The sequence below is a fragment of the Asticcacaulis benevestitus DSM 16100 = ATCC BAA-896 genome (assembly GCF_000376105.1).
Lineage (GTDB): Bacteria > Pseudomonadota > Alphaproteobacteria > Caulobacterales > Caulobacteraceae > Asticcacaulis > Asticcacaulis benevestitus.
The window spans coordinates 27,348-40,033 of sequence record NZ_AQWM01000033.1 but is presented as its reverse complement, the minus strand read 5'-3'; the positions used below and the strand labels follow the sequence as shown (position 1 = coordinate 40,033).

The following is a 12,686-nucleotide window of genomic DNA, read 5'->3' as shown; positions in this document are numbered from 1 at the left end:
TGAAGAAATCCCAGACGCTCTATAAAAAATCCCGCATCTCCCAGCTGAGCGCCCAACCGATCGGCCTGCTCACAGGTAAAGTTAACAGCACGCATACGTTGAAGGGCTCGCACCGGGCGCTGCCCTATCTTACCGAGTGCTTCATACACCGAGTTCGTGACGCATTCCAGCGATGGCAAACAGCAGCGCAGTAGTGTTGTATATTCGAGCGCCACGGCCTTTTCGTCAGCAAAGCGAACGCGTCTAAAGCGATAGACCATCGTATCAGGCGACAAACCGAGATAGATCGCTTCGTCTGGCGTGACCTTACCTTGTGCCTTGGATATCCATTCCGAATGGGGCTTGCGTCCGCGCGAAATCATATCTTCGGTGAACGAGGTCAGTTTCAAGGAGCTGTTTCCGACCGGCATCGCGACAAAGGTTCTGGCACCATGACGGCGTGATAGAAGGCCTTCCGTTACCAAGCCGTCTATAGCCTTTCGGATAGTAATTCGGGAAACGTCGAGAGCTTTAGCCAAGTCGCGCTCAGTCGGTATCACCTCGTTCTGATCGAGGAGGCGGTTATTGATGGCCTCCCGTAATATCCTTTGCACCTGGAGATATAGAGGCGTCTGTTCGTCCTTCCCCAATCGACCTACAATATTTGCCAAACTGGATGCAGTGCTTTCCGTTGAGTTTGCAGGGATTTTACTTTTCATGTCGAAGCGCCCAGGCCGGTGCGGTGCGCGAAGCGCTAGGGATGGGGCCAGCACGGTCAGCAGGGCGAGGCCAGCGCCTATGCCGAACGGGTGGGCGGCGCGATCGTCGGGATTCTGCGGCACGGTCGGACGCTTTGAAAGCATAGCCAGGAAAGCCGTGCGCGCTCAGTCCGGCAGGGTGCGACATCAGTCGGCGCACGGTGACCTTTGCCGTCTCAACTACAGCTGTTAGACCATAGCACTTGGCACTTGCGATGTCATAACGCGAAATGGTGGCAAAGCTGATTGCGGGGATACCCGACGCCGCCACGACTTCTGCCAGGCTGTAACGCAGGATGCTGCCGTCGTGAAGTGGCAGTTCCGCCAATGTGACTTCCGTAGCGGATACAGGGTCAGCTTGAGCGATTGACGGGGGCACAGTTGCAGCGGAGGCCAATGTTATAAAGTTGCGCCTGGAAATCAAGATCATGTCTGCCTCCAACAAATACGAAAGACTTCGTACTCGTGGGTCTGCTTGTCAAGTTACCGTCTTGTCATTTCGATCAACCGTATGCTGTTCGACGGAGTTTTCCGTTTCACGTTATTGCGACGCATGCAGCATGTCGGCTGCTTTTGGGCAAGGCCTGTCAAACTGCTATTGCAACGTTCCATGTCGGATTGGGCGCGAATGCGAACTTAAGGCATGCACAGCCCTTGTAGTGTATAGTTGTGAACTAATGTGGAAGGTGGTTTAGTTCCTTCAGGCAGTATCAGCGCAAATTCGCGCGGCATGGCATAATATTACCGCACAAATCGGTAGGCGGGTGCAGTCAAATTACGTTAAAATTCGCGCACTTACTATTTCAGAGTGCACCCGTTTTGCACCCACGCTCTCGCAACTATTTGATTATATTGAAGATGCTGTCCAGTCCATCATGGGTGCAACACTGAATCTATGCGCCTGCTTTTTATTCATTTTTCAATACTATCAAAGACTAAAGGCAAATGCGTTTCTGCGCCAAAGAAGGCTGCAATCATCAAGACATTTAGCGGCCTTATAGACCGTCACGTCACAGATATGAAGGCTGTCGGCAAACAAATCGGACAATCAAAAGCTTTCAGCTTGTTCAAGCTCAAAAAACGTTGGGCAAGATTCAGTTCGGCAAGGCGCGCGACCGACGACCGACAGACGATGAGTCGGAGGTCACGAAACCTTCAAACAGACACGTTATGACGAGGGTTTGAAGGGGCACCACGAGCCAACATGTTCGTCATGACCAGCTTGCCTTCCATTGGGCATCTTCACCACGCTCATTCCGAAATACGTGTCGCCAGTGCGCCAGCTTCGAGCGAATTGGGAGGCGACAAGGCTTCCGCTGGAAGCCACGTCACAACCAAAATAGATGGGGTGGTTGCCGCCCCTCCCAGACGGCATCGCAATGTGCCAAAATAGTGGTGTTATAGGCCACTTAGCGGAAAGGACGGCAACCGTGACGAAAGATACAATGATTGGCGTAGATTTGGCAAAGTCTGTTTTTCAACTGCATGGCGCCTCAATGACGGGTGATGTTCGGTTCAAGAAGAAGCTTTCCAGGGATGGTTTTTTGAAGTTCATGACGGGCAAGGCTCCGGCGGTTGTAGTGATGGAGGCTTGCGGCAGTGCGCATTACTGGGCCCGTGAGATGGTCCGGCTCGGCCACGAGGTGAGGCTGATCGCACCGCAGTACGTAAAGCCGTTTTTAAAACGTCAGAAAAATGATGCGGCGGACGCTGAGGCCATCGTGATCGCGGCACAACGGCCGGAAATGCGCTTCGTCGAGCCGAAGTCCCCAGAGCAGCAAAGCCGGGGCATTTTGTTTCGGGCGCGTGAGCGGCTTGTGCATCAGCGCACCGAACTGGTCAACGCCGTTAGGGCCTGCCTTTATGAGTACGGCCACGTGGTTCCGCAGGGGATACATCAGATCAACCGGATCGAAGAAATCCTGAATGAGCCGAACAGTGACCTGCCCGATTTGATGCGCGAAGAATGTCAGGACCTACTGAAACAGATCGCTGAAAAAACGGCGCGCATTGATGCACGAACTCACAAGATCAAGGCACTGGCTGAAGAAACTGACGTGGCGCGGCGTTTGCAGACCATTCCTGGCGTCGGCCCTTTGACGGCCTTGGCCGTCGAAGCCTTTGCCCCGCCTATGGAAAGCTTTGAGTGCGGTCGCGACTTCTCAGCTTGGCTCGGCCTTGTCCCACGCCAGTTCTCCTCCGGCGGAAAGGAAAGGCTCGGCAAAATTTCCAAGGCCGGACAGTCCGATATCCGCAGGCTACTCATAATCGGCGCGATGTCGCGCCTGAACTGGTTGGGACGTAAGTCGGTTCCAGAGGGGTCTTGGCTGGCGCGGATGATGGCGCGAAAGCCGCGGATGCTTGTGGCAATCGCCTTGGCAAACAAGATGGCCCGAACAATCTGGGCCTTGCTGACAAAAAATGAGGAGTATCGAGTTCCGGCCCAGGTGGCGGCATCATGATCCATGTGATGCGAAATCTGCCTGGCGTCGGCTAAGGGAGGGTGAAAGAAGGCGATGACCCGAATGGGCGAAAAGATCGAACAGATCTGGATCAGGAAAACCAGTAAAGCTCTATGAGCATCAAGCTCGAAAATTAGATTTGGACCTGGTCCGCAGATCACCATACCGGCCAGCGGTTTCTGAAATACCGCACTTAAAGGCCTTACAGAAGACCGCACTCGATCACTCGCAAATTTAGTTCAGATTCTTCTTGCACTACGGACGGCAACCACAGAAGAGTTTCCATGACCCTTAAACACTGGCTTCGTTTCGCTCTCACTTTTTCCGGAGCTTGTCTGCTTGCCATCCAGGCCTCCGCGCAGCCCACAAAGGTTGAACGCGTCGTCATGCTGATGCGCCATGGCGTGCGTTCTCCCATTACGGGCGAAGCGCCACTGGATACCCAAACCGGCGCCCCCTGGCCTGTCTGGAGCGTCCCGCCCGAGACCATAACGCCCCACGGCGCCGAGGCCCTGAAGGCGCTCGGAAACGTCGATCGCGCCTGGCTTTCGGCACGGGGTATTCTGCCTGCAAAGGCCTGCCCAGACCTGGCCAAAACGATCGTCTGGACCAATACGTCCCCGCGCACCATCGCCACCGGGCAGGCCTATGTGCAGGGCCTGGCGCCCGGATGTGCGCTTCATGTCGGTCATTTGCCCGAAGATCAGATTGACCCTTTGTTCGAGCCGACCCGCGCGCCTCCGCCCTGGTTCGATGCCCAGCGCGCCGTCACCAGCATTAATGCCTATACCGGCGGCATGCCCGTCCTGGTGCAGCGCCATGACGCCACGCTCGGACAGCTTGAACATGTCCTGGATTGTGGCGCCAGTCCATGTAGCCCGCAGCGAGCGCCTCGCCTTGCCGTGACGGCTGATAATCGCGGCCTGGTGTTCGAAGGGCCGGTTCGCGATGCGTCAGGCACAGCCGAGGTGCTGATGCTGGAGTATCTCGAAGGCTTCCCGCTGAAAGAGGTTGGCTGGGGCCGTGCCAATCCGGCGACACTGAAAACGGTTGGTGAAGTCCATGCTGCCCTGTTCGACGTCTTCTCGCGCCCGCCCTATATGATGGCGTTTCAGACCGAACCGACCGCACGGCGCATCATCGATGACTTCAGCCGTCCGGACGCGCCGGATTTCGACATGCTGGTCGGCCACGACACAAATGTTGCGGCCCTGGCCGCCTTACTGGGGGTTACGGTAGAAGCGCCCGGTTTTGCGGTGAATGATCCCTCGCCGGGCGGTGCGCTTGTGCTTGCCCTGATCCGCGATGCGCAGGGGCGGGCCTTCGTCAGGGTCTACTACCGCAGTCAGAGCGCCGATGATATCCGGGCCGCCCGCGATCATGCCACCTGGAAGTCATTGACCATGAACGCATGCAAGCAAGGTCCCCAACATATGTGCCCTCTGCCGGATTTCGTTGCCCTCTTGAAGGCCGGAACTGCTGAGGCCAGAGCTCCCCTCGTGGCGCGGTAGAGAACGCGGTGATAATGACGAACGCAACGGCGAATGTCCGGATAGGTGGCCTGCGATCCATATGCCGGGCATTTCAAATAACCTTTATGTAATGAAATTGGAGACGGATTTCCGCCCTGTCTCGTGTTAGCCTCTCGGCATAATCGGAAGATGAGACAGCTGAAGCGACTCAATTCGACGGACGCAGCTCGTTTAGGGAAGGATGATGTCATGCGATCAAGCGTTGGGGTAATCTTATTACTTGGGTTTATAGCAACGATGGCGAACGCGGCTGTCGATCCGGTTGTGTCGACAGAGTCCGGCAAGCTGCAAGGCGCGAAAGACGGGACTGAACCCTCTATACAGATATTTCGAGGCATCCCCTTTGCCGCGCCACCTGTGGGGGATTTGCGCTGGCAAGAACCACAACCCGTTGCCCCCTGGTCGGGCGTTCGGGCGGCGAAGGACTTTGGGCCACGGTGTATGCAGCAGCCGCTTTATTCGGACATGATGTTCAGGTCGCCGGCACCGAGCGAAGACTGCCTCTATCTGAACGTCTGGACGCCTGCGCACCTTGACGGCAAGCCCAAAGGCAAGTTGCCTGTCCTGGTCTATATTTATGGCGGCGGCTTCAAGGCCGGCGACAGCTCCGAAAAACGCTATGACGGGGCGGCTCTGGCCAAGCGCGGCATCGTCGTTGTGACGCTCAACTATCGGCTCGGTGTGTTTGGTTTCTTGTCTCATCCCGAACTCAGCGCAGCGTCGCCCCATCACGCTTCGGGCAACTACGGTTTATTGGATCAGGCCTCGGCCATCGCCTGGGTAAAACGCAACATTGCGGCCTTTGGCGGGGACCCGGATCATATAACGATCGGCGGTGAGTCCGCGGGCTCGATGTCCGTCAGCGCCTTGATGGCTTCGCCTCTGTCGCGGGACCAGATTGCCGGTGCCATCGGTGAGAGCGGGGCTTTCATGCAAAAATGGGGGCCGCCTGTGCAGGCCGATGCCGAAAAAGAGGGCGCCGCTTTTGCCGCCAGCATCAAGGCCCCTACCCTGGCTGAGCTGCGCGCCCTTCCGGCAGACACGTTATTGGCCGCACAAGGCAAGGCTCAGGGCACGCGATTTAATGTTGTTATCGACGGCTATTTCCTCACCGAAGCCCCCGAGGTGACTTTCAAGAACGGCAAGGCGGCGCATGTCCCGCTTCTGCTCGGCTCGAACTCACAGGAAGCCGCCGCATCGGCTGTCATTGGCGAGACCACGCCAACAGTTGCCAATTATCGCGCCGGCCTCAAGCGGGTGCTTGGCGATAAGGCAGATACAGTCTTCGCCCTTTATCCTGCCGCTACGGATGCAGAGGTTTTACCTGCCGCCACAGCGGTTGCGAGCGATAATTTCCTTGGCTTGCCAACCTGGACATGGTTCGACCTGCAGCGCCAGACGGGCGCCCCGACCTACTATTACTACTATAGTCGTGTACGCCCGCGCTTTGTCACGGACGCATCCGACACCCCGCCGCAATGGGGCGCGGTGCACAGTGCCGAGATTGAATATGCACTGGGCAACCTGGACGCCAATCCGCTCTACGCCTGGACAGATGAAGATCGAAAAGTCTCGGCGGTCATGAGCGGCTATTTTGCCAACTTCATCAAGACGGGCAACCCCAATGGCGCCGGCTTGCCCGTATGGAGCAAGGCATCGCCCGATGCGGACAAGATTCAACGACAGATCATCGACGTAAAATCGTACAGTGCCCCCTTCCCCGAGCAGCGCCGGTATCAGGCGGTAGAGCCCATTTTATATATGCATCGATAGGGTGTCTCAGAGCTCTTTGAACCGGCGGCGGTAAGGCACGCCAGGCCTTGGCTCAGAGGGAGCCGCCGCCTTGGCACCGCACGTGGTCGATTCCTGGCCGTCAACACCCCCGCAAAGCCGCAAAGGGGCGTGTCAGGCCATCAAAACGTAGCTATCGCCTTGAGGACCGAACCCTGATTGGCGATCAGTTCCTTGATCCGTGTCGGCGTCTCCATCAGATCGAAGTTGTGGGTCTGGAGCATCTCGCTGGGGATGGCGCCGGACCGCAGCTTGCTGATGACATACTCAAAATCTTCGCGGGTCGCGTTACGGCTGCCCAGCAGCGTCGCTTCACGCTTGTGGAATTCCGGATCGGAGAAAGAAATGGTGTCCTTGACCACGCTCACAAGAACGTAGCGTCCGCCGTGCGCGACATAGGCGAACCCTTTTTCGATGGCCTTGCCATTGCCGGTCGCGTCAAACACAACGTCAAAATATTCCCCGTTGGAGCGCTCGGTGAGGAAGGCGTCGAGATCTTCCCCGACCTGCTGCACGTGCTCCAGGCCCACCTTATCGCGCGCATAGGCCAGACGCTCGGCGCTGGTGTCGATCAGGCTGACCTCGGCGCCGGCAAATTTGCAAAACAAGGCGACGCCCACACCAATCGGTCCGGCCCCCACAACAAGCGCTCTGTCGGCCTTGCTCACCTGACCGCGACGCACGGCATGAGCCCCCACCGACAGAAATTCCACCATGGCGGCCTGATCCGGAGACAGCCCCTCCACCGGGATCACCGCATCGGCCGGCACGCAGATGAATTCGGTCATGCCGCCGTCAATATGAACGCCGAGCACCTTTATGTTGACGCAGCAGTTCGGCTTTTCTTTGCGGCAGGCTACGCAGACGCCACACGGCAGGTAAGGATTGATCGTAACCAGTTGCCCGATGTGCAGCGACGAGCCTTCATCAACTTCGGCGACCTCACCGGCCAGTTCATGCCCCATGATGCGCGGATAGGCGAGAAAGGGCTGGTTGCCCGAAAAAATATGATAGTCCGTGCCGCAGAGCCCGACGCGGCGGATACGGATCATGGCCTCGCCGGCCTTGCGTACAGGTGCGGGCCTGTCTTCGATGCCAAGAGAAAAAGGTTTGTCGCAGACAATGGCTTTCATAGGGTATAACTTTACTTTTCTTGCAGATATCTTATTTAAGAGCCACTACCATATATAACAATTGCACCACAAGCCTTGTAACGCCTGCGGGTCGCATACCGGCGAACTTTTCTGGCTTCATGGCGACCTGGCCAATTCACAGCAAATTGCCCGATATCAGCCATGCGGGTGCTGGTTACCACCCCCTTGGTTTTGCCTCACCCAACCTGTTTGCGAATTTACAAGCAAATATAATTACCGCATATAAAACGCCCAGCCGGAGCGCCAGCCCGACGCTTAAGCCTGCCCTCGCCTTTAAGGCTTCGAAAAGCGCCAAGAGTCGAGATTGAATAGCGGCGCGTCGCCTTCGCCTTTAAAGACAAGGAACAGGTCATGCGTGCCCATGGCATTGGATACGGGGGTCGTCTGGGTTTGCCAGTCATCCCAGCCGGCGGTCGGGGTGACGGTCAAGCGACCGATCTGCGGGCCATCGACCGAATCCAGACGCAGTTCGATCACCCCGCCCTTGCCACCGCTGGCCAGATTGGCCGTGAACGTCGAGGCGCCCGCCTGTCCGAAGTCAACGCCATTGACCTTGGTATAGGTCAGGTCGGTGATACGCGTGAGATACATGCCCACCTTGTCGCTTTTGGCGGTTTTGACGCCCGGCGCCCAGTCGATCGGACGATCCCTGTCTCTTTTGACTTTGGACGTCCAGGCAATCGTTTCGGCTTCGACCCGCTCATAAGGAGATAGCGTATGCAGTTGTTTGGCGCCGACACCATCCCACCACGGCAGGAGCTGAATCGTGCCATCGGGATTGTAGGTGAGTTCCGTAGCGGTAACCGATCGCCGCTCGTGATGGATCGGCGTTTCGGCAAAATTCAGGCGATAATTGAAGCCGAACACGTAGGATTTGCCCTTGTAGTCAATGATGCCGGGATGGTTGCCGGTCGCCCCCGGATTGCCGGCCATGATATCGCCGTTGTAGGTCCACGGTCCGGTGGGCTTGTCGCTCATGACGTAGCCGATGCCTTCGGGGCAGCAGGTCGAGGCATAGGCCAGGTAATATTTCGATTTATGCTTATAAAACCAGGGGCCTTCCTGGTAGTTGGCCGGCTTGGAAGCGACTTTCTCGATCTTTCCGGAATAGGAGACCATGTCCTTGTCGAGCTTGACGTACCAAAGGTTCGGATTGCCCCAGTACAGATAGGCCTGGCCGTCATCATCGACCCAGACGGTAGGGTCAAAATAGCCCTCCGCCTTATCGATCAAAGGCTTGCCGAGCGCATCGCGGAAGGGCCCTTCCGGTTTATCGGCGACCGCCACGGCGATCACATTCTTCGGCCATCCGGCAACGCTGATGGGGACGTACATGTAAAACTTGCCGTCGCGCTCCACCACCTGCGGCGCCCAGGCGTCATTGTCCTGTACGGCCCACGGGAAGGTCTTCAGCGATGCCACAACGCCCTTGTCGGTCCAGTTGACCATATCCGTGGAGGCATAAAGCCGCCAGTCCAGCATCTTGAAGCCGTTGGCGTCATCTTCATCGTGGCTGGTGTAGAGATAGACCACGCCATCGTGCACAAGAGGCGCCGGATCGGCGGTGAAATTCGTTTGGATGATCGGGTTTTCCGCGAAGGACGAGGGTGCAGCGCATAAGGCGGCCACAGCGAATAAACCCGCATACATTAAGCTGCGCACAGACATTGGAGGCTCCCTGATAAAGCGCCGAGTCTTGCGCCGGCTGCCTCTAATAAAAACTATTTTTAAATATAAGGCAATTCTTACGTGTCTTTCGCGGCCATAAGCGATTGACTTATTCCAACCCGGCGATAAATTGATACCGCTCACACCTTGCGAAGCTTCAGGTTGATCTGGCGACAATGCATGCCAGCTCCCAGATCTGTTCCAATGAAATTGTAGAGTGAAAGCATGTCAGGCGCGCTTAAAGACGCGGTCTAAAGGAAACAAACAGGACTTCGCCTCAATCAAGATGCAGCCATGTGCGTGCAGAGGATACTCTCCATCTTACAAGGCTTGCGTTGGTCTGGCAGCATGAGATCGGCTGACAGCAGGCGAGCCGCAAAAAAGGGTAAATGCCGGATGAAATATCTGCCTACAAAGACGCTTCTCCTAACGACATGCGTGTCGTTTCTGGCGCTTTTGCCGGCTATGGCGGGCGCTGCGGCGCCGACCGGCCTCGATGCGAATGGCCACCTTTTGAAGGTGGAAGCGCCCGTTAAGGCCGGCCTGTCCTTTACCCGCCTCGCAGACGGCGTGCAGATCACCCATGACGGCATCACCAAGAACATCATCTTCTATGGCCCGCAGACCGTGCGCATCAATGCGAACCTGGGCAAAAACTACTGGACCGCGCCGAGCATCGTCGTCGTCGACAAGCCGACAGCCGTGGCCTTTGACATCAGGGAAACACCGACCGAGCTCAGTATCGTTTCGGAAAAACTGACCATCGTCGTCGATAAATCTTCGGGCGCCCTCACCTTCAAGGATGCCACCGGCAAGGTCTATACCCGCGAACGCGCCAAGGCCCCGGAAAACCTCAAACCGGTCGACATCTCCGGCGCGCCGACCTATGAGGCGCAAAATACCTTCACGCTTAAACCCGACGAGGGCATATTCGGCTTTGGCTTCATCGACGAGGGTGAGCTCAACCGTCGCAACAAAGATATCCTGCTGGTCCAGACCAATACCGGCATCGTCATTCCGGTCATGGTCTCGTCTGAAAAATACGGCATCCTCTGGGATACCTATTCCAAGATGACGTTCAAGGACAATGCCGAAGGCGCCACGCTCTGGGCCGAGAGCGCGCCGGGCGGCGTCGATTACTACTTCATGGGTGGCGACAGCATCGACAACGTGGTCAAGTCATATCGTCACCTGACGGGCGAGGCGCCGATGTATCCCAAACAGGCGTTTGGCCTGTTCATGAGCAAGGAGCGCTACAAGACGCAAGACCGCCTGCTGGAGGTGGCCCGCACCTTCCGCGAAAAGCAATTCCCGCTCGATTACATCGTTCAGGACTGGCAATACTGGGGCAGCGACACCGACGGCACCTGGAGCGGTATGATTTGGAACAAGGAGCGCTATCCCGATCCGGAAGGCATGATCAGGACGCTGCACGACGAACATCTGAAACTGATGATTTCGATCTGGCCGTCGGTCGGCAACGACACCGAACTCGGTAAGGAACTGGATTCTCATGGCCTGCGTTTCGAACCGCTGCACTGGATCTCGAAACACGCGCGCGTTTATGACGCCTATAGCCCGCTCGGCCGGCAGATCTATTTCAAGTACATAAAGCAGGGCCTGCTCGACAAGGGCGTCGACGCGCTGTGGATGGACGGCACCGAGGTGGAGGTCGGCACGGCGGCGTGGGATCCGGACGATAACATCCGCGATATCAAGAGCCTGGGCAAGAATGCGCTCGGTGATTTCACGCGCTATCTCAATCCCTATACCCTGATGACGACGCAAGGCACCTATGACGGCCAGCGCGCCACCAGCGACAAGCGCGTTTTCACCCTGACACGCTCGGCATGGGCGGGGGCGCAACGCACCGGCGCGGCCTCGTGGTCGGGCGATATTTTCGCCAACTGGAAGACCTTCGGCGAGCAGATCAATGGCGGCACCAATGTCACCATTACCGGCAATCCCTACTGGTCGCAGGATACCGGTGGCTTCTTCGTCACCGAGTTTCCCGGCGGCGAACAAAATCCGGCCTATCGTGAGCTTTTCGCCCGCTGGTTCCAGTTCGGCGCCTTCAACCCGATCTTCCGGGTTCATGGCACCAGCATTGAGCGCGAACCCTATATCTTTAAGGATCTTGATCCGGAGATGTACGGCTCGCTTCTCAAGAGTGTGAACCTGCGCTACCGCCTGCTGCCCTATATTTACAGCCTGAGTTGGAAGGTGACCTCCGACGGCTATACCCTGATGCGGGCCCTGCCGATGGACTTCCCCGCAGACAAGACGACCTATGCCATCAATGACGCCTTCATGTTTGGCGGGTCGCTGCTCGTTCATCCGGTCACGCGCCCGATGTATCACATCCAGAATCCGCCGGCGGAGACTATACCTTCGAGCGCCCTGCGCACCAAAGCCGGTCAGGCGGGACTGGAAGGGCAGTATTTTGCCGGCGAGAACTTTGAAACCCCCAAGGGCAAGACGGTGGATGCGACGCTCGACCTGAAATGGCCGGGGCCGCCTTTGGCGCAACCGCCTGCAGGCCTCGATGGGCTCGACCACTTCTCCGCGCGCTGGGAAGGCGAACTTGTAGCGCCTGAAGACGGTGACTATGAAATCGGGGTGGAAGGCGATGACGGCTTCCGCCTGTTCCTGAAGGGTGAAAAGGTCATTGAAGACTGGAACAATGGCGCCAAACGCTACAAGAGCGCAAAGGTCACGCTCAAGGCGGGCGAAAGGGTTCCCCTCAAGATCGAATATTACCAGGGTGGCTCAGAACGCAGCCTGCGCCTCGCCTGGCGCACGCCAAGCCAGATCAAGGCGCTGGCTTCCGCTCACAAAGGCCTCGATTTCAAGGTCGCCACCTATCTGCCGCAGGGGACCGGCTGGTATGACTTCTATACCAACGCCCGTCTCGACGGCGGCCAGACCGTCACCCGCGAGGCGCCGCTGGATATCATCCCGCTCTACGTCAAGGCGGGCTCGATTGTTCCGATGGGACCGGTTCAGCAATACGCCACCGAGAAGCCCGACGCCCCTTATGAAATCCGCGTTTATCCCGGCGCAGACGCGACCTTCACCCTCTACGAAGACGACAACGAAACGTACAACTATGAAAAGGGCCAGTACGCGACCTATGATCTGACGTGGAATGACAAGGCGCAAACTCTCTCGATCGGCGCACGCAAGGGCACCTATCCGGGGCTGGTCACCTCGCGAACCCTGAACATCGTCATCGCCGCCCCCGGCAACGCAACCGGCGGCGAACCGGCGGCCCCGTCAAAAACGATTGTATATAGCGGCAAGGCGGAAACCCTCTCCTTCAGGCCATAGCGCCTGAGGGTT

Annotated in this window: 7 protein-coding genes; 4 read left to right on the top strand and 3 right to left on the bottom strand. The window is 57.4% G+C overall.

The window, feature by feature from the left end; genetic code table 11:
• Positions 1–698 (bottom strand): GntR family transcriptional regulator (locus B060_RS0119495; RefSeq protein ID WP_081606945.1); only part of this gene is annotated, 698 nt, incomplete at its 3' end.
• Between the two features lie 1,469 nt (positions 699–2,167).
• Between B060_RS0119495 and B060_RS0119490 the strand changes: the two genes are divergently transcribed.
• The 3 genes from B060_RS0119490 to B060_RS0119480 all read left to right on the top strand — a co-directional run bounded on the left by B060_RS0119490 (position 2,168) and on the right by B060_RS0119480 (position 6,504).
• A complete protein-coding gene (locus B060_RS0119490) occupies positions 2,168–3,199 on the top strand; it encodes an IS110 family RNA-guided transposase (protein WP_026172997.1) in 1,032 nt (343 codons plus the stop codon).
• Positions 3,200–3,483: 284 nt separating this feature from the next.
• Complete coding sequence (locus tag B060_RS0119485; protein WP_018083489.1) at positions 3,484–4,710, top strand: histidine-type phosphatase; 1,227 nt, start codon at positions 3,484–3,486, stop codon at positions 4,708–4,710.
• Positions 4,711–4,968: 258 nt separating this feature from the next.
• Positions 4,969–6,504 carry a carboxylesterase/lipase family protein gene (locus B060_RS0119480; protein ID WP_085931886.1) on the top strand — a complete coding sequence of 512 codons (1,536 nt, stop codon included), beginning with the start codon at positions 4,969–4,971 and terminating at the stop codon, positions 6,502–6,504.
• 140 nt (positions 6,505–6,644) lie between these two features.
• Here B060_RS0119480 and B060_RS0119475 read toward each other — a convergent pair whose 3' ends face one another.
• Both B060_RS0119475 and B060_RS0119470 read right to left on the bottom strand, forming a co-directional pair.
• On the bottom strand, positions 6,645–7,655 hold the full coding sequence (locus tag B060_RS0119475) for a zinc-binding alcohol dehydrogenase family protein (protein ID WP_018083487.1): 1,011 nt from the start codon (positions 7,653–7,655) through the stop codon (positions 6,645–6,647).
• A 294-nt stretch (positions 7,656–7,949) separates the two neighbouring features.
• On the bottom strand, positions 7,950–9,344 hold the full coding sequence (locus B060_RS0119470) for a glycoside hydrolase family 43 protein (RefSeq protein ID WP_155847636.1): 1,395 nt from the start codon (positions 9,342–9,344) through the stop codon (positions 7,950–7,952).
• 396 nt (positions 9,345–9,740) lie between these two features.
• Here B060_RS0119470 and B060_RS0119465 point away from each other — a divergent pair, with 396 nt between their 5' ends.
• Positions 9,741–12,674: a glycoside hydrolase family 31 protein gene (locus tag B060_RS0119465; RefSeq protein ID WP_018083485.1), complete on the top strand. Its 2,934-nt coding sequence runs from the start codon at positions 9,741–9,743 to the stop codon at positions 12,672–12,674.
• Positions 12,675–12,686 lie beyond the last annotated feature (12 nt).

Coding starts and splice junctions, on each gene's coding strand:
- B060_RS0119480 (WP_085931886.1), top strand. CDS start 4,969: ATGGCGAACGCGGCTGTCGATCCGGTTGTGTCGACAGAGTCCGGCAAG.
- B060_RS0119485 (WP_018083489.1), top strand. CDS start 3,484: ATGACCCTTAAACACTGGCTTCGTTTCGCTCTCACTTTTTCCGGAGCT.
- B060_RS0119470 (WP_155847636.1), bottom strand. CDS start 9,344: ATGTCTGTGCGCAGCTTAATGTATGCGGGTTTATTCGCTGTGGCCGCC.
- B060_RS0119475 (WP_018083487.1), bottom strand. CDS start 7,655: ATGAAAGCCATTGTCTGCGACAAACCTTTTTCTCTTGGCATCGAAGAC.
- B060_RS0119465 (WP_018083485.1), top strand. CDS start 9,741: ATGAAATATCTGCCTACAAAGACGCTTCTCCTAACGACATGCGTGTCG.